Origin of the sequence: Acinetobacter sp. YH16042, from assembly GCF_013417245.1 — a bacterium.
GTDB classification, from domain to species: Bacteria; Pseudomonadota; Gammaproteobacteria; order Pseudomonadales; family Moraxellaceae; genus Acinetobacter; species Acinetobacter amyesii.
The window spans coordinates 46413-66496 of record NZ_VPEJ01000006.1; the positions used below are offsets into that span (position 1 = coordinate 46413).

General features: G+C 42.1%; 17 protein-coding genes and 1 pseudogene. 5 read left to right on the forward strand and 13 right to left on the reverse strand.

Annotated features, from left to right (window positions below):
* Window position 1: 1 nt before the first annotated feature.
* The 7 genes from FTV37_RS06330 to FTV37_RS06360 form a co-directional block, all read right to left on the reverse strand.
* Window positions 2–1057 (reverse strand): ABC transporter substrate-binding protein, encoded by a 1056-nt coding sequence (locus FTV37_RS06330; RefSeq protein ID WP_257224225.1) that lies wholly within the window; start codon window positions 1055–1057, stop codon window positions 2–4.
* 12 nt (window positions 1058–1069) lie between these two features.
* A complete protein-coding gene (locus FTV37_RS06335) occupies window positions 1070–1864 on the reverse strand; it encodes an ABC transporter permease (RefSeq protein WP_180003524.1) in 795 nt (264 codons plus the stop codon).
* Window positions 1861–2709, reverse strand: coding sequence for an ABC transporter permease (locus FTV37_RS06340; RefSeq protein ID WP_180063303.1), 849 nt, complete (start codon window positions 2707–2709; stop codon window positions 1861–1863). The genes FTV37_RS06335 and FTV37_RS06340 overlap by 4 nt, the downstream gene beginning before the upstream one ends.
* On the reverse strand, window positions 2706–3959 hold the full coding sequence (locus FTV37_RS06345; protein WP_180063304.1) for an MFS transporter: 1254 nt from the start codon (window positions 3957–3959) through the stop codon (window positions 2706–2708). Before FTV37_RS06345 ends, FTV37_RS06340 begins: the two co-directional genes overlap by 4 nt.
* 9 nt (window positions 3960–3968) lie before the next feature.
* Window positions 3969–5024, reverse strand: a complete 1056-nt coding sequence (locus tag FTV37_RS06350; protein WP_180063305.1) for an ABC transporter substrate-binding protein — start codon at window positions 5022–5024, stop codon at window positions 3969–3971.
* A 33-nt stretch (window positions 5025–5057) separates the two neighbouring features.
* A complete protein-coding gene (locus tag FTV37_RS06355; RefSeq protein WP_180063306.1) occupies window positions 5058–6539 on the reverse strand; it encodes a carbohydrate porin in 1482 nt (493 codons plus the stop codon).
* A 538-nt stretch (window positions 6540–7077) separates the two neighbouring features.
* The gene (locus tag FTV37_RS06360; protein WP_180010800.1) at window positions 7078–7908 is read right to left on the reverse strand and encodes an SDR family oxidoreductase; all 831 of its coding nucleotides are present in this window, start codon (window positions 7906–7908) and stop codon (window positions 7078–7080) included.
* A 224-nt stretch (window positions 7909–8132) separates the two neighbouring features.
* Here FTV37_RS06360 and FTV37_RS06365 point away from each other — a divergent pair, with 224 nt between their 5' ends.
* The 3 genes from FTV37_RS06365 (at window position 8133) to phoR (ending at window position 11139) form a co-directional block, all read left to right on the forward strand.
* Entirely contained in the window at window positions 8133–8816 is a 684-nt protein-coding gene (locus FTV37_RS06365; protein WP_180063307.1) for a TetR/AcrR family transcriptional regulator, read from the forward strand.
* A 230-nt stretch (window positions 8817–9046) separates the two neighbouring features.
* Window positions 9047–9757 carry a phosphate regulon transcriptional regulator PhoB gene (gene phoB / locus FTV37_RS06370; protein WP_078191504.1) on the forward strand — a complete coding sequence of 237 codons (711 nt, stop codon included), beginning with the start codon at window positions 9047–9049 and terminating at the stop codon, window positions 9755–9757.
* 23 nt (window positions 9758–9780) lie between these two features.
* Window positions 9781–11139 carry a phosphate regulon sensor histidine kinase PhoR gene (phoR, locus tag FTV37_RS06375; protein ID WP_180063308.1) on the forward strand — a complete coding sequence of 453 codons (1359 nt, stop codon included), beginning with the start codon at window positions 9781–9783 and terminating at the stop codon, window positions 11137–11139.
* Here the strand turns inward: phoR and FTV37_RS06380 are convergent.
* From FTV37_RS06380 to FTV37_RS06390, 3 genes and pseudogenes are all read right to left on the reverse strand, one after another.
* Window positions 11136–11813, reverse strand: coding sequence for a glutathione S-transferase family protein (locus FTV37_RS06380; RefSeq protein ID WP_180063309.1), 678 nt, complete (start codon window positions 11811–11813; stop codon window positions 11136–11138). The two genes, phoR and FTV37_RS06380, sit on opposite strands and share 4 nt — an antisense overlap.
* Before the next feature lie 151 nt (window positions 11814–11964).
* Window positions 11965–12364: pseudogene (locus FTV37_RS06385) on the reverse strand (OsmC family protein).
* 68 nt (window positions 12365–12432) lie between these two features.
* Window positions 12433–13380: a pirin family protein gene (locus FTV37_RS06390; protein WP_180063310.1), complete on the reverse strand. Its 948-nt coding sequence runs from the start codon at window positions 13378–13380 to the stop codon at window positions 12433–12435.
* Window positions 13381–13772: 392 nt separating this feature from the next.
* Between FTV37_RS06390 and FTV37_RS06395 the strand changes: the two genes are divergently transcribed.
* Together FTV37_RS06395 and FTV37_RS06400 are read left to right on the forward strand one after the other, a co-directional pair.
* Window positions 13773–14948, forward strand: a complete 1176-nt coding sequence (locus tag FTV37_RS06395) for a diguanylate cyclase (protein WP_180063311.1) — start codon at window positions 13773–13775, stop codon at window positions 14946–14948.
* Between the two features lie 144 nt (window positions 14949–15092).
* Window positions 15093–16427: a GGDEF domain-containing protein gene (locus FTV37_RS06400; RefSeq protein ID WP_180026233.1), complete on the forward strand. Its 1335-nt coding sequence runs from the start codon at window positions 15093–15095 to the stop codon at window positions 16425–16427.
* 47 nt (window positions 16428–16474) lie between these two features.
* On the opposite strand, the gene FTV37_RS06405 is transcribed toward FTV37_RS06400, so the two are convergent.
* The 3 genes from FTV37_RS06405 to FTV37_RS06415 form a co-directional block, all read right to left on the reverse strand.
* Complete coding sequence (locus tag FTV37_RS06405) at window positions 16475–17410, reverse strand: restriction endonuclease (protein WP_180007975.1); 936 nt, start codon at window positions 17408–17410, stop codon at window positions 16475–16477.
* 287 nt (window positions 17411–17697) lie between these two features.
* Complete coding sequence (gene guaA / locus FTV37_RS06410; RefSeq protein ID WP_078194056.1) at window positions 17698–19266, reverse strand: glutamine-hydrolyzing GMP synthase; 1569 nt, start codon at window positions 19264–19266, stop codon at window positions 17698–17700.
* Window positions 19267–19478: 212 nt separating this feature from the next.
* Complete coding sequence (locus tag FTV37_RS06415) at window positions 19479–19901, reverse strand: DoxX family protein (RefSeq protein WP_180049488.1); 423 nt, start codon at window positions 19899–19901, stop codon at window positions 19479–19481.
* Window positions 19902–20084: the final 183 nt, after the last annotated feature.

Below are 20084 nucleotides of genomic sequence, written 5' to 3' on the forward strand. Positions count from 1 at the left end.
GTTATATTCCTTTTGATTTTTGGTCTTGCGCATAGGGATTAAATTCATTGCTATAGATGCGACTGACCTCAATTTGATTTGGTTTTAATTTGTGTTCTTTTTCTAAGGCACTCACCCATGGTGCAAAATCCTGATCTTTTTGCACACCACCCACTTCGTGGACACCTGTGCCTGTGTAATATGGAATCAGTGCTGTATTTTCATTGCGTTGACGTTTTTCAATAATGCTTTCCATACGGGCAATGATTTGCTCTTTCGGCGTGTTGTGTAGCCATTCCTGAGCTTTGGCCACGCCACTGACAAAAGTACGAGCCAACTCAGGATGCGCTTGAATAAACTCTCCACGCATCGAAAAACTGCCTGCGGTAAAGGGCCCGTATAAATCAATATCTTTAAAGATGCTACGTACACCACCATGTTTTAAGGCCCGTTTTTCCAAAATGCCTGAGAACACCGCAATATCAATTTGACCATTCCGTAGAGCTTGTTCTGAGCTCACTGGTGGCAACATAATCAGCTCAACTTGTCGGATTTCATCGTCAGTTAAGCCATGACGAGCCAAATAGTCTTTCACCACAAAGTCATAATGTGCCCCGTAGGCATTCACTGCGACTTTCTTGCCAATAAAGTCTCGTGGGCTACGAATAGGACTATTTTCTAGCACGTAGAAACCCACGTTTTGTTCAGCATCACTGCCATAAGAAGCGACGACGGGGACCACATCTAGACCCGCGGCAATAACTTTCACCACAGCGCCATTAAAGGCTCCAGCGAAATCAACATCTCCTGCCACCAAGGTGAGTAAATCTTGTGGCCCACCTTGTACTGTGCCGACATAACTGAGTTTAATGTCGCCTAAATAGCCCAAGTCTTGTGCCAACTCAGGCAAAGACACCAGTCCCGGATAGCTTTGATAGCGTAGTTCTTTTAAAGCCATTTGCTGAGGTTCATCCACTTGCTGCGTGCTGCAACCAACCAAGGCTGTGCCACCGACCAAGGCAGCTAAAAATAGGCTACGCCAGAGTTGAGGAATGTTATGGATTGTCATTTTTTTCATTGTTATGTTCTCCTATCCAACCTGCTGCCAAGCTAAAACTTTACGTTCAACCCAAGTCAGTACCGTATTGAGCAACACCCCCACAGCACCAATCAGCAACATGCCAAAAATAATCAGTTCGACATCAAAAGCCTGACGCCCTTGAATCACGATATTGCCCAGACCATTGCCATAGTTCGCCAATAAAAATTCAGAGCCAATAGTGGCAAGCCATGCGAAAATCAGCCCAAGTTGTAAACCGACAAAAATCTGCGCCGAAGCACCGGGTAATATCAATTTACGAAACGCGTATGTCTTTGGAAATTGGTAGACTTCGGCCACTTCACGATATTTATGCGAAATACTGCTCACACCTTCAAAGGTGTGTAGCGCCACGGGATAAAACACAGATAAGGTAATAAACAGCACTTTGGCGCCGTGTCCCTCACCTAAAAAGGTCGAAATTAGTGGCAACCATGCAAACAGCGAAATTTGACGCAATACATGAAAGCTCGGTGCAAATAACCAATTCGAAAGGCGTGAACTCGCGATCAAGATCCCAAACAACACACCTGCTATCGCACCTATGCCATAGCCAATAAAATTTCGTGCCAAACTTTCGCCGAAGCCTGTCAAAAAGCTCGGTTGTTGGAGCACGGTTACTGCTTTTTGCAGCACGAGCCATGGACTAGGAATCAACTTTGGATCGACCCAATTTTGCTGTGAGGCTACTGCCCACAGTGCGATAAATGCCACAGGTAGAACGAGTGCTTTTGCTGCTTTAACTAAGACTTGGCGCGCTGCCCCGTTTAATGAAAGGATGCTCATGAGTTCCCTCCTACTCGGGTTGCGTGAAAGCGTGCCGTTTTTTCTAACCAAGCCAGCAAGGTATCTAAGACATAGCCCGTAATACCAATCAGAATGATCGCCATGAAGATCAAGTCCATCTGCATTAGCTGACGTCCCCACACCATGAGATAACCAATCCCTTCACTACTTGCTAATAACTCGACAAAAACCAATGCCAACCACGCCTGCATAATGCCTTGACGTAAACCACTGATCACACTAGGTAGTGCAGCTGGGAAAATCACCTCTTTGAGTTTCTGCCAATTGCTGTATTGGTAAACCTCTGCCACTTCCATCAAACTATTCGGCACATGAGTAATGCCCTTATAGGTTGCAATCAACAGCGGCGGTAACACAGCCAATGAAATAGCGGCAATCTTCAAAGCCTCATCGATGCCTAAGAAAATCATCAATAATGGAATCCAGCCAACTATGGGAAATTGCGCAACAAGATTCACCGTCGGAAAAATAAAGTCCCGACTACGTTTGGCCAATCCCAACACAGTACCAAGCAAAATCCCGACACTGGCACCAAGTAAGACACTCCATAAAATACGTTTGGCACTGATGGCAAAATGAAAACTCAATTCACCGCTTTGCCATAATTCAACTGTGCTTTGCCACACCAAACTCGGTGCAGGTAAAATTTGCTCTGGCAACCAATGTTTGAGTGTTGCCACATACCACAAACCGAACAATAAAACTGGCATCAGGAGTCCACACGCCACTTGCAAAGTTAGTTTTAAATAGGTCTTAAAAAAATCCAACGCACTTCGGTCACTTTGCAAGGGAACCGAATGTGCAGATACATCCGTAAGGCTCATAATTCTTGTCCTTTTACGCTCTGTTCTGAGACATCAGGTTTTAAAAATTGAATAAATTCCTGATCTTTGCTGATCAAAATAATCAGACCAATAAACACCAGCCCGATCGGTAAAAATAAATTTTGTAGTCCAACCTGTGCGCCAAATACGGCGCCTATCAAGCCACCCAACAGTCCACCCGAAGGTCCGACGAGGGCTAAAATTGGAGAAATCTTAGCCATCGCGGTTTGCTCACCCACTCGGGCGAAAGACATAAAATTGGCGATATGCAACATACCGAGTCCAAGTCCAAACATGACCGAAGCAGGCCACATCAACAGCGTGATTTTGGTTAAGGCTAAAATCAGTAATGCCGTTGCCATCAGGCTTAGGCCAATCAAATAAAACTTTTGATAACCCATCAGCTCAGCCAAACCGCCCATGCTAAATAGCGATCCCACAAAGACAATGCCTTGTACGGTCAGCAGCATCACTGCCATTGGCTCTGAAAGTGCAAAACTTTGGATAGCAATCACCACAATGAAAAAGCCAAAGTAGTTATTTGCCACGCTGCTCAAAAATTCCAATATGCAAACAATCCGCAGCGAGGCATGGGTTTTGATGAGTGCCAAAGGCGCCACAATATCTCGCCATTGAAAATGCGGGCGATTCGTCGCTTGCGGAGTACTACGTTGAAAGCACCACGGAGCCAACAGCAAGGTGCCTAAAAAAAGCAAAGACACCACATAAAAACTTCCGCCATAGCCGAAATGCTCGATCAACAATACGCTCAATGCAGGCGCAATCAGGAAATATCCCATCATGTGCGAACCGCGAAACCAACCCGCACGGGCTGGACCTAAACGCTTTAAGTTGCTCAAAAAAACGGTATTGATCGAAACAAAACGCATGGGTAAGACAAAACTCACCAAGGCTGTCACCGCAAAGAGGTACCATGCACCAGCTTTGAGTGGCGTTAAGCTATAGACCAAAGCGCCCAACACACTGCCGATGCAGAATATTTTCAAAGACCCAAAGCGCTGTACCAACACGCCAATCGGCAATGCCATGATCAAAATGCCAAAATTTTGCGCTGCAGAAATTAACCCTAATTGCAATTCGGTGGCTTCTAAATGCACGGCATACAAGGAAATTAAAACTCGTGCGACACCTACACCCAGTCCAGCCAAAATCGTGAGCAGCACAAAACTGCTCATAAATTTGGTGGTTAATGGACTGGCAATTACATTGCTTTCAATCGGACGACTCATGGCTGCGACTTACTTCGGTTGACCTTGAGCATTAAATTGGCGCCAGTAACCCTCTAACTTCAGCTCTTTCAAGGCATTATTTAGATACTTCGGCTCATACCACGTTTTGGTATCGACATCACGACGGATTAAGCGTGCGTCTTTGGCAATTTTTAAAGCACTGTCAATTTGTGAACGGTGGAATTCATCGAGTAGTGGTGTAGTACGGTCTTTTAAATTCCAGCCATCCCACGTTTTTTGATAATCCACCAACGGAATGCCACTTTGTGCCCAAAGTTTATATTGCGCGCTACGATTGGCTTCTTGAGAACTCCACTGCGCCTGTTTAATCAGTGTCGTTACGACACGTTGCACCACCTCTGGATATTGTTTTTCAAAGCTTTCGGTCACCCAAAAGTGTGCAATCGGTGATACTTTCGGATCTTTAATTTCTAGTAAAGTTTTCGCCACACCACGCGCTTGCAAACTAAACGGTGAAGTAATCGTGGCATCAATATCACCTGTCGCTAACGCCGTACGTGCCGAATAGGCATCTTGCGAAATCACTCGTAAATCACGCTCTGTTAAGTTGTATTTTGCTAACACGCGGTTAAATACGATCTGACCATTGGTCCCTTTGAAGACGGAGAATTTTTTGCCTTTTAGATCTGCAAAGGATTTAGCATTTGATCCGGCAGGCACCACCACATAGGTAGGGCCAAAACGCCCTGTCGAAAACAACACTTTGGTTTTTAATCCCGTTGAACGTCCAACCAATGAGGGCAAATCGCCATGCAATGCAAAGTCAACTTTGCCATTGGCTAAAGCTTCGTTAGTTGCAGGTCCAGCCCCGGGGAAGAAAAGCCAATTCACCTTAATGCCATCTTTTTTAAATTCTTGTTCGAGCACACCTCGTAAATGTGCTGTAGCTACAAAACTACCGCCCACTTTGGGTTTACCCCCCTCACCCGCAGCTGATACTGAAATGCGAATTTCTTTGGGATTGGCAGCATGCAATTGAATGCTTAAACCAAGTGCTGAAAGTGCCAAGAATGTGGCTGCGATTTTTTTAGAGATAATTTTCATTTTAAATGTTCCTTAATGGTTTAAATATTTGAATTAAAAGGTGTACTGAACCTGAGCTTGCAGCTCATTGGTGTCTTTTTGATTTGCCGTTTCGACATCGAACAGGTAGTGATTCAGCTGTAATTGGAATTTTGTGGTTTGCGCAAAAAATAGGTTTAAACCCAAAGAGTGAATGTCATATTCACCAATACGACCGCTCGCGGTGTCGAGATAGCTTGCGTTGTTTTTATTCGGGTTATAGCGGTCAAAACGGTAATAGCCTTGGACTGACTTTGGCCAGAAATCATCAAATTTGGCATTGGATTTAATACTGTTGTAGAACTGATCGCCCAAGGTGTAAAAAGCGGTAAAAGTATGCCCTTCCGCTTTGGCGTCTTTGATGTCTTGGGCTACGGTGTCGACATAATCGGTCTTGCCTTGCAGATATTCATAGGTCACGCCAAATGGGGCGTGGTTATAATAAATATCGAAACCCAAACGATCGCGTTTTGCAGCATTATCAGTGATTCCGCCGGCTGAAATTTTCGATTCGCCTTTGATATAAGAGGCCCCAAACTTCAACTCACGGAAAATGCTGGCGTAGTCCACTGGCAAGGTAAAAGCCACACGACCGATATAATCTTTGCCGTTGTTGTCATCCGCCTTATTACTGGCATTCCCATTGGTTACCCCTAAAGCATACTCAAACAGCGGCGCACGGTAGTTCGATGCAAAGTCGACAAAAGGTTTGGCATCCCCACGGACGATAAATCCATTTTGACGATTAAACAGTCCTAAAAAGGTCGAAGCTGCAGCGGTACTAATGGTTGGACGCAAATCTTCAGGAGACTGCACATCTAGACCAAAGGGCAATAACTGCTGACCGAGCGTAAAGTTGAGTTTGGCTGTTTCGGGGCCCGCATTGGTGGCAAAAGCGTTATAGCGAACAAAGGCATCCAGTAAATTAAAGTTACTGTTATTAGTGCCATCATTGCGTTTGCCATAACCAAAGGACAATTGATAATCGAGGTTTTTGCCTTCATTATAATCACGGAATAAATTCCCGCGCACACCAATCAGCGCAGTCCCAATATCAAATGTCGATTTGGTTGCACCCAACACACCCGTTTCATCGAGCGCACTGGCACGTAGTTGAACTGTGCCATACAGGGTTGTATCACGAGTCGATTTGGTGATTTGACGTTCATATTGACGTGACTGATCGTACTTATAGTTTTCAATATCTGCACGTAAGCCGTCGATATCTTCGGATGTTGCTGTGGTTACTTCTGAAACCTGCGTTTCACCTTCAACATCAGCGGCGTTGGTCGTATCTTCTGTCGTCAACGCGGCCGTTTCTACGACTTTACTTTTGGTCGTCCCAGATTCCACTGCATTTAAGCGTTTTTGCAAACTCTCAATTTGTTGTTTTAAGCTGCTCAGTTCTTGCTGAAGTGCTTCATCCGATGCAAAACTCAGCGGACTGGTTGCGGATAAAATCAGTCCGACCGCAACGGTTAATGTGGTTTTTTTCATGATTTGGTTTCACTAACATTTTTCCCAAAGCGCAAAATCCCCCAACCCCATGCAAGGTGCATGAAGTGAATGTACTGCGTGGGTTTTTTTAAAATTAATCTGAGTGGTCATAGGTTTTATTCAACTTATGCACGACCGAAACTCGAAGACAGCTTTTAGAATTTAAGCGCGCATCATCGCGAGTGTCATAGCACAACAACATGCCTGTTGTAGGACACGAAAAGCAGAAAGATATCGATGCGTAAAAGTACTCATAAATGTTCCATACAGTGGTGAGTTTTGTTCACTCTAATATGGCAACAACTGTGCCAACATTTTAAGTATTTATTTTTTAAAGTTTTATTATTTAAATCTGATAAATTCTGTTGGTTTTAACGCCAAAAAACTGTTGGTTATTCAACAGTTGCTTATTTCAAATCATCAGTTATTTCCATTTTTATATCTCATTTTATGAAATAAAAAATACACCTTGTGTTTTCCTTTAGCCATAAAAAAAACCCACTGACGTGGGCTCTTTTCAATTGATTTTAATTACCGCTTATTGACCAAATTTAGTCGCCATGGCAGTTAATTTTTGATAACCCGTCGGTAGCAAACGTTGAATTAAATCAATCGCTTTTGCATCATTACCAATCAATAAACGGCGCTTATCTTTTTGTACTGCTGCAATGATTTGACGAGCCGCTTCTTCAGGTGGACAACGCAAGAATTTATTAAACGACTGTGCCGATTTTTGTGGGTTCATGCCTAAGCTTTTCAAGCTGTCATTCATTTTTGCGGCATTGGCAATATTGGTACGAATCCCGCCCGGATGTACACATAGCGCACTCACGCCACAGTTTTCAATATCCAATTCTTGGCGTAAAGATTCGGTAAAGCCACGTACTGCAAATTTAGTGGCATTATATGCCGACTGTGTTGGCTGTGCAGTTAGACCAAACAAGCTGGAAATATTGATGATATGACCTTCACCACTTTGCTTGATATACGGTAAAAATTCTTTGGTGCCATAAACCACACCCCAGAAGTTAATATTGACAATCCACTCCAGCTCTTCGTAGCTTGCGCCTTCAACGGTCGTGCCCAAAGCCACACCCGCATTGTTAAAAATCATATTCACGGAACCATGATCTTTAACGGTCTGTGCTGCCCATGCTTTCATTGCTGCAAGGTCTGACACATCGAGTTTTTGCGTGGTTACACGTACATTGCTGGCTTTCACCAATTCAACGGTTGCCGCTAGACCCTGTTCATTCACATCGCTTAAAGACAGATGACAGCCTTGTTTCGCCAAAAGCACTGCCAATTGCTGACCAATACCTGAACCTGCACCTGTAATGGCAGCCACTTTATTTTTGAAGTTTTTCATTGTGATTCCTTATTCCTTTATGCTGCCGCTTGGCTTTATCACAGCGTGATCTCATTTGCCAATGTGTGCAGTTCGTCAACTTAATATAGTTTTGACAATACATATTGTCAATGTCATCTTAGGACGTGCTAAGCTGTTGAAATTGCCAATGCTTAAACATAGGTTTAAACTGAAATTATTGCTAAAATAAGACAAAATTCTGCTTTAGTTCAGCGTATATTTTCATGACAGATGCAACAAATCACACAGAACAACAACAGGCAAAAAATGTGAAGGAACGTCAATTTAAAGGGCTTTCTCTCAGTGAACGTAAGCAAGCGCGACGTGAAAAACTGATTGAAGCTGGTATAGAAGCCTATGGTACACATGGCTTTTTTTCCGTGACCGTGAAAGATATTTGTTTGGAAGCCAAGCTGACCGAACGCTATTTTTATGAATCATTTAAGAAAAGTGAGCAACTGTTCCAGACCATCTTTTTAAAATTAATCGATGAACTGCAACAAAACGTGATGCAAGCCATCATGCAAACATCAACCGATTCTAAAAAAATGATTGAAGCAGGTTTAACCGCCCTACTGTTAACTTTAAAAAATAATCCCCGTATGGCGCGCATCATTTACATCGATGCCATGTTGGTACAAGAGCTACATAACCAAGCCACGATTCATGAAACCATGATGCGCTTTGACCGTATGATTCATGCCTTTGTCATGCTGATGATGCCGAATATTGATCGTTCAGAACGTGAAATTTCGATGGTCGCAACCGGTCTCAATGGTTATGTCACCCAAATCGCGATTCGTTGGGTCATGAGTGGTTATAAACAACCGATTGATGAAGTTTTATCGTCATGTAGCGTGGTCTTTTTGGCCTTGTTGGATGCTTTTTCTGAAAAACCCAGTAAATAAATTCTGAGTTCAACACTGATCTTTACAATTTTTTTGAATGATTTTTTTGTGACAACAGCATGATGCAAAGCCCATGTTGTTGAATATTTCAGGATTTAATTTGTCACAATTTCTTTCTAAACTCCAATGAAAGATCATTTTTGCAATGATACTGTCATAATTAATCTTTGTAATAAGCCTGTCATAAATATAAAACGGTCTACCGTTTACATAAAATAGGGTATTGCGCTGTGAAAGATGACTATATTTTAATCGTCGACGACGAACTCCCGATTCGGGAAATGATCCATACTTCACTGGATATGGCTGGTTTTCAATGTCAGCAAGCTGAAGATGCCAAACAAGCGCACCAAATGATTGTGGATCAGCGTCCTGCACTGGTTTTATTGGATTGGATGATGCCTGGCGGCGTGAGTGGTGTAGACCTATGTCGTCGTTTAAAACGCGATGAAAATTTGTCAGAGATTCCAGTCATCATGCTCACTGCACGTGGTGAAGAAGACCATAAAGTCCAAGGTCTGGACGCGGGTGCAGATGACTACATGACCAAACCCTTTTCCACCCGTGAGTTGGTGTCACGCATTAAAGCGGTGCTACGTCGCTCAAATGCATTGGGTGGTGAAAAAACCATTGATGCCAATGGTTTAATCCTCGATCCAGTCAGCCAACGTGTGAGCTTTGGTAACACCATTTTAGATATGGGACCGACTGAATATCGGCTACTGGCCTTCTTCATGACTCATCCTGAACGTGCCTATACCCGTGCTCAATTATTAGATCAGGTTTGGGGTGGAAACGTCTATATTGAAGACCGTACCATTGACGTTCATATTCGTCGTTTGCGTAAAGTTCTTGAACCTTTCCAAGCCGATCGTTATGTGCAAACTGTTCGTGGTACAGGTTACCGTTTCTCTACCCGTGCCGATGCTGTGATGGGTTAGTCATTTTAGGTCTTTAATTTTATATGTATGAACCGTATCCCGTCCCTGAACTTGCCAGTGAACATAAAAAATTTCGTTACAGCAGTTTATGGACTTTTGCCAAGCAGGATTTGAGACTTCTGGCATTTTTCCTGCTCATTGCTGCACTCATCGGCTTTGGTATCGGGTACTTATGGATCTGCATCTTAATTGCCTTTGCAGTGTTCTTTGCATTGCAAATGCGTTCGCTGTACTTGGTCAACGAATGGATTTCAAACCGTCCCTATGATGTCCCGCCGAATTTAGACGGTATTTGGGGGGCTTTGCTCTTTAATGTATACCGTGCGCAGCGCCAAGAACGCATTGTACAAGCTGAAATGGTCGGCCTAATTGACCGCGCTCAATCTTCCTTGGTGGCACTTGCTGAAGCGGTGGTATTGATTGATGAATTACACCAAATCGAATGGTGGAACCCTGCCGCAGAAAAGCTTTTGGGGATTCAACAGCTCGATCAAGGGCGCAATATTTTAAGTATTTTAAGACAGCCAAGTTTTATCGAATACTTTACCAATATCGATTTAGCACCCGATGGTTTGAAAATGAAATCATCGGTACTTGAAGACCATTATGTGCAAGTCAAATTGACCCGTTTTGGTCACGAAAGTCGTTTACTGGTGGCTTATGACGTCACCCGCATGCATAACCTTGAGCAGATGCGTAAAGACTTTGTCGATAATATTTCACATGAGCTACGCACACCGCTTACGGTTTTAAGTGGTTATATCGAAACCTTTACCGATCAGGAAGATTTAAATCCACGATGGAAACGTGCATTCGATCAAATGCAGTCTCAAACCCGCCGTATGAATGCTTTGGTTAATGACTTGTTATTATTATCTCGCCTTGAAAATGATAAAAAAGTCGCTAAAAATCAAATCATTGAAATGCCCAGCCTAATGAACCAACTATATGACGATGCACATGCTTACAATGTGGATTATGGACATACACTGAATCTCGAGATTGATAGTCACTGTGACCTGATCGGATCAGATATGGAATTGGCGAGTGCCTTTAGTAACCTCATCACCAATGCAATTAAATACACCCCCAAAGGCGGTACTGTGACCATTGGGTGGCATGATGATGGTACGCATGGTTATTTTACCGTTGAAGATACGGGTATCGGGATTGACCCGAAACACTTACCCCGTTTAACGGAACGGTTTTACCGTGTGGATAGCGCACGTAGTCGCCAAACGGGAGGAACAGGTTTAGGTCTTGCCATCGTGAAACACGTTTTGATGCAACATCAGGCACACCTTGAAATTGAGTCCAAAGAAAACCGTGGTTCGCTGTTTAAAGTAGTCTTCCCTAAAGAACGCTTGTATCATGTGAGCTAAGCAGAATCATCCCGCCGGTCTTGCTGTGCTTCCAACTGTTGTTCTTGTTGTTTGGCACGGCGATATGCAGGACGCTGTTGCATCCGTTGTAAGAAAGCCTGAATTTGTGGATATCGCCCTTGAGTTCTGGTCATGACGGCTTCTAATGGAAACGTCATCTGAATATCCGCAAAGCTAAACGGTCCCGCAAAATATTCATTTTCCGCTAAATGGTTTTCTAAAAACTCGATATTTTCTTTTAAGCGAGGCCGTACAAAACCTTTTTTGACCCCATCACAAATACGATTAGCGACGGGTTTGATGACCCAAGGTACATGGCGTGGCACATTGCTCATGACCAACTGCATCACCAACAACGGCATTAGAGAACCTTCGGCATAATGCATCCAAAAGCGATATTGTTGTTTTGAATGTTCCGCCTTGGCTGCAAAAAAATCATGGCGATCATACTTCTCTTGTAAATACTCCAAGATCGCTGCAGATTCTACCAAGACCAGTCCATCATCCTGCAATATGGGCGACTTCCCTAAAGGATGGATGGCTTTAAGCTCAGGGGGAGCAGACAAATTTGGCTGGCGCAGATAAAACTGAACCTGATAATCCAGTCCTAATTCCTGCATTGCCCATAAAATACGAAATGAACGAGATTTTTCTAGATGATGTAGCACCCGCATGGGTTCATCTCCTATATGAAGTCTAAAATTTTCTTATTTCTGGCAAGCCATTATTATTTTGAAGTACTTAAATCATAAAAAGTGTCAGATCACTGCTTAGGGCTATATCAAAACTAAATTTTGCACAGTACAGCAGCGACCTGCTTTTAAATTAAACTAGAGTGGTTTTAATGTCTACACTGCGCAATAAAGTTTTTTGTCACTGGAGTTTTTTCACAAATGGACAAGATCTTTTGCTCTAATTCTGCATCCAAGGATGTTTGAAAATGCAGGCGTCGCTCAACCCATTCAGCACCTTCACGGTTCGCACAAAAGTCTGCCTCAACACGAAACTCCCCCAATTGGATTTGTTTATGTGCTGCATACATGCGCAAGGTAATCATGGTGCATGAAATTAAAGAGGCGCACAGTAAATCATACGGTGCTAAACCTAAATCCCCACCGCCAAATGATTCGGGCTTATCGGTAATAAGTTGATGTTTTCCACTCTGAATTTCACCTGACCATGGTGCTTGTAAGGTGTTTACTGTTGCCGTTGCGACGATACCCATAATGACTCCCTCATGGTTATGCCGCACCATTTTCACCACAGGTACGGCTGTTCATTTTTATTTTTAAGTTAACGTGATGGACGCATTTTATCAGGGAAAGCCGGTGCTTCTAGTCGTGGACCATCATAGTCTGGAATAGAGCCAAAGCGCTCGTCCTGATTAATCCACTGCTCACGGGCAATATTCAATTCTTCTTGTGTGCGCCCCACAAAATTCCACCACAGCAGAATCGGTGATTCAAAAGGTTCACCTCCTAATAATAAAACACGGCCACCTGCATGTAGGTCAATTTTGACTTGGGTTAAGCCCGGCTCAAGTACCACCATATTGTCTTCATTTAGCTCGTGACCATTGATACTGGCAGTCCCTTCGAGGGCCATAAAGCCATATTCAAATTTTGGATTGAGCGGCAGGACGGTACTTTGACTTTCCGAACTACGCAGATCGGCACCCAATAATTCACTATGTACTTTTACCGGCGATTTAGTCTGTAAAAACTCACCCACCAATACCGTCAATTCAATCCCCTCTTGTGTCACCACAGGCAACTCTGGGTAATGGTCAAACTGGGGCGCCATATTGATTTTGTCATCTGGCAATGCAATCCAAAGCTGCGCAGCATGCATTTGCGTTTCAGACTCTGGAGCAACCTCAGTATGCGAAATACCATAACCCGCTGTCATGAGATTGACTTGTTTGGGCTGAATTAACTGATGTGTGCCCAAACTGTCGGTATGCATCATGGTGCCATCAATCATCCAGGTGAACGTTTGCAAACCAATATGTGGATGTGGACCGACATCTAAGCCATCACCTTGCGGAAAATGCACTGGACCGGCATGATCAAGGAAACACCATGCACCAATCATCCGTTTATGACGACTTGGTAAAGCACGTTTAATCACTGTGCCTTGACCAATTTCAGCACGGCGCAGTGGAAATTCTTGAATGAACTGATTGACGTATTTTTCACAATCGTCGGAATGAGATATTTCTGTGTAATTGGTATTGGTCATATTCTTACCCTAAATTTGGCTAAGCCGATGCAAGGACTATCGGCTAGAGCTATGCATTTTTTCCATTATATCTGCATTAACTCAATCTTCTTCAGCTGTCATTAATACGCTGAATCACAGAGATAGGACAATCGTTTTTTTGTTGCCTAATATGACATACAGCATAACAGTTATTGATGCTTATTTAGACAACATCCAATGCGAAATTACTTGTTCAGATCACGTGAAATGTAAATTTAAGTAACACAAATTAACACTCATTTTTGACCAAACAATACCAAATAATTCACAAATCCTTGAAATAACGTGTTTAATTTTAAATAAAAATGGTATAGATTATTTGAGTTACATAAAATTACATACAAACCATGCTCACCCGTCGGTAATCTTGCATGATCAATGAGTATAAGAAAGAATCACGTGCACTGATCCAAAAAGCCTTGAAAGGAACCGTTGTTCGCGTTCCTGCTCAATTTCGTCAAGAATTTTTCCACTACCATCGTCGTCAACTTTTTAAATTCTTTTTCCAAGTCAACATCGTTGCACAATTGGCCTATCTCTCTTATGCCATAGCGGATTGGTTTATGTTGCCCGATGTGGGCTTGCTCGCGATAGGCTTAAAAACGGCCTATACCTTACTGATGATGGGCATCACATGGGTCATTTATACATATAGCAAGAGCATTTTACTCTTTGACTTGATGCTTCCCCTATCGATCGTTGGTGCTTCTGCGCTGTGGTTTAGCCTCCTCAATTTATCCAATAGCCCCGATGTGCCGATCTATTTATATGCATCTTTGGTTTTTATTGTGTTAGCTAATTTATGTGTGCAAATCCGCTTTAAAGCTGCTGTGCTCATTTCTCTGTGTATCAGTCTAATCTTGCTGATTGGGGTGTATTTCGCCATTTCTGGCAATATCCATCAACTGCAACTGTTTATCTTGATCTATTCCCCTGTGTTGTTATTTAGTCTGTATATCAGTTGGAATTCAACGCAAAAATCCAGAATTGTTTTTTTACACAGTAAACTCGATCAGTTGAACCGTGAAGCGCTCAATATTATGGCGCATACCGATGTGCTGACTGGCTTAAACAATCGACGTCAATTTATTCAACTTGCCAATTATCATATTCATCATCAGTCCAAACCGTTACAGCCACTTTCATTACTGATTTTTGATGTCGACAAATTTAAAAATATTAATGATCAGTTTGGGCACTATATTGGTGATCATGTTTTACAACAAATTGCAGAAACGTGCCGACATACTTTACGTAGCCAAGACATCATTGCCCGCTTCGGTGGTGAAGAATTTATTATCCTTTTACCGCAGACACACCTGCGTCAGGCTCAAGATATTGCCGAACGTCTGCGACGGGCAATAGCCGATGATTATTTAGAACTTGATACACTACAAAAACTTAAATTTACCGTTTCAATTGGTGTTGCCGAATTTGGTCAAAAAAACCGAGATTTACAAAGTGTAATTCGCATGGCCGATCAGGCACTTTACCAAGCAAAATCTGCAGGAAGAAATCAAATTTCAACTTATAAAACAGCAAGTTAATAATATATTTTGTAACATTCATCAGACGATTTTTTATCATTCATTCGAAAAATCCCTAGTTTCAGGTAGATATTTTTGTGTGTTTTTTGTTCATAATTTGTCCTAAGCCATTTATGGAGAAGGGACATGTCTGTTGATGTACGAATGAGTTCTCGGACTAATTCGTCTGCTCAGGAAGTTCGTAAAAATCATACTCATACTTTGAAACTTTCTGAGTGTGATCTTGCCAATCGTGCCGAGATTGAACAAGCCATTGCAGATCCTTTTGCACGTATTCCTACGCAGTTTAGAAACTATTTTCTACAACATCAGTATGCCCATCAGTTACCTTATTTGCGTCAAGTGAACTACATGGCGCAGATTACGTTTCTTCTTTATTTTTTTGCTGACATTTTTATTATTCCAGACATGTTCTTTTGGTCAGGCCTTTCTCGAGTTGCCCTGATTATTGTGGCTTTATTGGTTAGCTTTTATTTATTTAAATACAAAAAAGACATTCGTGTACTCGACATGATCTTACCGATCGGGACGGTCTGTAGCACCGCGATTTGGATTGGCTTATTACTGGCTTCAAATAGCCCAATGGTCTCGTCCTATATCTATGGTGCGGCGATCTTTATTTTAATTGCCAATGTCTGCGTACAAACACAATTTAAGCCTGCCTTGTATTGTTCGGGTCTCATTTCGCTATTGGTATATTTTGCGGTGAGTCAGCTTTTATCATGGCAAGAAGCGCTGATTTTTGTGGTCGTGTCTATTCCCGTTTGGATGATCAGCCTGCATATGAGCTGGAACAATACGCTCAATGCACGACGTCATTTTTTACGCACCCTGCTTGACGATTGGAATATGCATACGCTGAAAAATCTAGCGCATACAGATGAGCTCACCCAGTTATACAACCGTCGTCAGTTTGTTCAGTTGGCTGAGCACCGTATCCATGAATGGCCAACGCCTGCAAGTACTTGCTTATTGATGTTTGATGTCGATCATTTTAAACATATTAATGATAATTACGGGCATGATGTTGGTGATCAGGTACTACAATGTATCGCTGAAACCACCCGCAAAGAAATGCGCCAAAAAGATGTCTTGGCTCGCTTTGGTGGCGAAGAATTTATTGTGCTGCTGTCGGAAACGCAAATACAGGATGCAATGTTAATCGCAGAACGTATTCGTCTAACGCTTCAAAATCAATCATTGCTGAATGTCGCAAATCACCCGATCCAATTTACCGTTTCCATTGGTGTTTCACAGCTTAAATCACATAAGCAAAATTTAACTGAACTGATTAAGCAAGCTGATATTGCGCTGTATCAGGCAAAAGAAAATGGCCGTAACCGTGTCGAACGCTATGACCCAAGCATGAAGCCCGAACGTAAATCGACGAAGTCTTGGCAAAGCTTTACCCATAAAGCGAAGTCCAAAGCTGAACCGAATAATGAGAGCGATCGTAGTTGGTCAATTGTTTATAAATAGAATGTTGAGATATAAAAAAAGGACGCTGAAGCGTCCTTTAAGTTTATTTAAAAACTATCTTCATCAAAACGGTCTTGATCTATTTTATAAATATGGAAACTTCTTTCAATTTGAATACCCAAGCCAAATTCAATCATGAGAGATGTAAGCTTGTCACCATCAATTAAAACAATGCCTGATTTCTTTGCTGACTCAATTGCTTCTTTACTAAAACAAGAAGTAGTAATAAATACGCCCTTTTTCGCCACTTGATCAGCCAAAGCTCCCTTAAACTGTTGAATGTCAGGGCGCCCCACCGTATTTTCCCAACGTTTAGCTTGAATATATATTTTATCTAAACCTAAACGATCTTCACTGATAATACCGTCAATGCCACCATCACTGGTTTTACCTATTGCTTGGGCTGCGTCTTGATGTGAACCGCCATAACCCATTATTACCAACAAATCGACAACTAATTGCTCAAAGAATTTGGGTGAATTACTTTTAATTTTATTTAATAGCTCATCTTTAATTGTTTGATTAAGCTCCTTTGATGATTGTTCGATTATTTCTGCAGGCGTCAAATATTCTGTTTGAATAGATGTAGCATGCTCTTCTATTAGAACTAGATTTTGAATATTTTTATTATGGTTAGAACCAATTTTATAATCAGAAAACCCTTCAAACTGCATCAAATACTGATTAGTTATATTGGATAAGCTGGACAACTCAATAGACCAACCTAACGTACTTAATTCGCAAAGACCACGTGATGGTTGTTGTATCAAACCTGCTTTAACCAAATATGTTTTCGCCCAGCCAACACGATCATAAAATACTGTTTTTGTACCACTAGATAGCCTTAAATTTAAATCAGCTTCAGATAACCCAGATCTTTCAGCTAAAATTTTTGTGGCAGAACTTAATTTTATTGCCTCTTTTTGTTCTGCTAAAAGTTTCATTAATGGAAGCATCAACTGATCGTATGTAGGCAATGACATTTAACTTGCTCTTTTTAAAATAGTATTTTTCATAATTATAAACAAAAAAAAGGACGCTGAAGCGTCCTTTTTTTATTAGAAATATTTAGGTTTCCCTAAATAACCTCAAGCATAGCTCTCGGTGTAATTTAGGCAAGAAGCTTCGCTTCTTGAAATCCCTCACTGCCGCGAGCGTAGCTCTTGGCGTAAAACTGGCACGAAGCAGTGCTTCGTGAAACCCCAGTCTGGCGCAGGCATAGCCTTTGCCGTAATTTAGGCAAGAAACGTTGTTTCTTGAAATCCCTAAATTACTCCCACTCAATCGTAGCAGGTGGTTTAGACGATACGTCATAAACAACACGAGAAACTTCAGCAATCTCGTTCATGATACGTGTAGAAATCTTGTCTACTAAGTCGTATGGAAGATGTGCAAAACGTGCAGTCATAAAGTCCACAGTTTCTACAGCACGAAGCGCGATCACCCATGCATAACGACGGCCATCACCTACGACACCCACAGATTTCACAGGTTGGAATACAGCAAATGCTTGTGCAGTTTTGTCATACCAGCCGCTTGCGCGAAGTTCTTGCATGAAGATGTCATCTGCTAGACGAAGGATATCTGCATATTCTTTTTTCACTTCACCAAGAATACGTACACCTAGACCTGGGCCTGGGAATGGATGACGGTAAAGCATTTCAAATGGAAGACCTAAAGTTGTACCTAAACGGCGTACTTCGTCTTTGAATAAATCACGGATTGGCTCAACCAATTCGAATGCTAAATCTTCAGGTAAACCACCCACGTTGTGGTGTGATTTAATCACGTGTGCTTTACCTTGTTTGCTTGCTGCAGATTCAATTACGTCTGGGTAAATGGTACCTTGAGCAAGGAAGTTCACACCGTCAAGCTTACGTGCTTCTTCAGCAAACACTTCAATGAATTCACGACCGATGATTTTACGTTTTTTCTCTGGATCAACTTCACCAGCAAGCGCTGTTAAGAAGCGATTTTCAGCGTCGGCACGAATCACGCGAATACCCATGTTTTTCGCAAACATGTCCATCACTTGCTCGCCTTCGTTCAAACGAAGTAAACCGTTATCTACGAATACACAAGTCAATTGGTCGCCAATCGCACGGTGTAAAAGTGCAGCTACAACAGATGAATCGACACCGCCTGAAAGACCCAAGAGAACTTTTTGATCACCAATTTGCTCACGAAGTTGTTCTACGCGAAGATCGATGATGTTTTCTGAGTTCCACAAGTTACGGCAACCACATACGCCATGTACGAAGTTAGACAATAACTCAGCACCTTTCGCAGTGTGTGTCACTTCAGGGTGGAATTGGATACCGTAGAAACGACGTTTTTCATCAGAAACCATCGCCACTGGGCAGCTTGGTGTGCTGGCAGTGATTTGGAAACCTTCAGGAATTTGAGTCACTTTATCGCCATGACTCATCCATACTTTTAATTGGTCTTTGGTATCTTCAAGATCACCAATTAAAGCATCACGGACTTTAATATCAACTTCTGCATAACCAAATTCATGCACAGTACCTGGCTCAACTTTACCGCCAAGCTGTTCTGACATGGTTTGTAGACCATAGCAAATACCTAAAACAGGTACACCAAGTTCAAATACAACTTGTGGTGCGCGCGGACTACCTTCTTCATGAACACTTTCTGGACCACCTGAAAGAATGATCCCGTTTGGGTTAAATGCACGAATGTCTTCTTCAGACATATCAAATGCGTACATTTCTGAATAAACACCAGCTTCACGTACACGACGTGCAATAAGCTGACTATATTGAGAACCGAAATCCAAAATCAGGATACGGTCTTCAGTAATTTGGGTATTGGTAGTCATGGCAAACAACTATGCAGGCAACGAATATAAGCGCCGTATTCTAACATTTTTCTTGGACTTTCGCACACTATTCGGACAGGGGCAAAAACCACAAGCCAAACGGTGTTTTTTACAACACATTTCAGGACTTTACCCATCCGCTTTCAATCAGCGGTAGACATGAAAAAAGCGGCAGAACGCCGCTTTGATGGATGCTCGGACTCATGACCGCTTTATTTTGATTTTTCGATCCAATGATCAAAACTAAATTGACCAGCACCATGTAACATGAGAAATAATAAGCCGCCAGACATCGCCAAGTTTTTCATAAAGTTAATGCCATCTTCAGCACCACCATGGAATAAAAACGCAGTGATTAAACTAAATACGGTTAGACCCAATGCCGCAAAACGTGCTTGAAAACCAAACAATAAAGCTAAGCCGCCACCTAGCTCGACTAAGATAGTAATCGGAAGAAGCCCAGCGGGCACACCCATTGACTCCATATAACCTGCTGTTGCAGTGTAAGCCGTAATTTTGCCCCAACCTGCCACAATAAAAATATAAGCCATTAATATACGTGCAACGAGACTGATCACTGCATTGATTTGCGGCTGTTGACTCAGATTTTTCACCATCAAATTTGGGTTAAGCATACTGAAACCTATTCTTAATACTGTTCAAAAGATGTGCTTAGATTAGGTCGTTTCTTATTCTCTTTAAATATGCTTTTATAATACTCATCATTCTATATATAGAACGGTTTTACTGATAATTAATTACGTTTTAATACTGACTTTGCTGCCCCAGACTGATAGCATCAGACCACTATTTTACGC

What these genes read in the sequence shown, in the direction of transcription:
- FTV37_RS06330 (WP_257224225.1), bottom strand. Translation starts at nt 1,057, where the DNA reads ATGAAAAAAATGACAATCCATAACATTCCTCAACTCTGGCGTAGCCTA.
- FTV37_RS06335 (WP_180003524.1), bottom strand. Translation starts at nt 1,864, where the DNA reads ATGAGCATCCTTTCATTAAACGGGGCAGCGCGCCAAGTCTTAGTTAAA.
- FTV37_RS06340 (WP_180063303.1), bottom strand. Translation starts at nt 2,709, where the DNA reads ATGAGCCTTACGGATGTATCTGCACATTCGGTTCCCTTGCAAAGTGAC.
- FTV37_RS06345 (WP_180063304.1), bottom strand. Translation starts at nt 3,959, where the DNA reads ATGAGTCGTCCGATTGAAAGCAATGTAATTGCCAGTCCATTAACCACC.
- FTV37_RS06350 (WP_180063305.1), bottom strand. Translation starts at nt 5,024, where the DNA reads ATGAAAATTATCTCTAAAAAAATCGCAGCCACATTCTTGGCACTTTCA.
- FTV37_RS06355 (WP_180063306.1), bottom strand. Translation starts at nt 6,539, where the DNA reads ATGAAAAAAACCACATTAACCGTTGCGGTCGGACTGATTTTATCCGCA.
- FTV37_RS06360 (WP_180010800.1), bottom strand. Translation starts at nt 7,908, where the DNA reads ATGAAAAACTTCAAAAATAAAGTGGCTGCCATTACAGGTGCAGGTTCA.
- FTV37_RS06365 (WP_180063307.1), top strand. Translation starts at nt 8,133, where the DNA reads ATGACAGATGCAACAAATCACACAGAACAACAACAGGCAAAAAATGTG.
- phoR (WP_180063308.1), top strand. Translation starts at nt 9,781, where the DNA reads ATGTATGAACCGTATCCCGTCCCTGAACTTGCCAGTGAACATAAAAAA.
- FTV37_RS06380 (WP_180063309.1), bottom strand. Translation starts at nt 11,813, where the DNA reads ATGCGGGTGCTACATCATCTAGAAAAATCTCGTTCATTTCGTATTTTA.
- FTV37_RS06390 (WP_180063310.1), bottom strand. Translation starts at nt 13,380, where the DNA reads ATGACCAATACCAATTACACAGAAATATCTCATTCCGACGATTGTGAA.
- FTV37_RS06395 (WP_180063311.1), top strand. Translation starts at nt 13,773, where the DNA reads ATGATCAATGAGTATAAGAAAGAATCACGTGCACTGATCCAAAAAGCC.
- FTV37_RS06400 (WP_180026233.1), top strand. Translation starts at nt 15,093, where the DNA reads ATGAGTTCTCGGACTAATTCGTCTGCTCAGGAAGTTCGTAAAAATCAT.
- FTV37_RS06405 (WP_180007975.1), bottom strand. Translation starts at nt 17,410, where the DNA reads ATGTCATTGCCTACATACGATCAGTTGATGCTTCCATTAATGAAACTT.
- guaA (WP_078194056.1), bottom strand. Translation starts at nt 19,266, where the DNA reads ATGACTACCAATACCCAAATTACTGAAGACCGTATCCTGATTTTGGAT.
- FTV37_RS06415 (WP_180049488.1), bottom strand. Translation starts at nt 19,901, where the DNA reads ATGCTTAACCCAAATTTGATGGTGAAAAATCTGAGTCAACAGCCGCAA.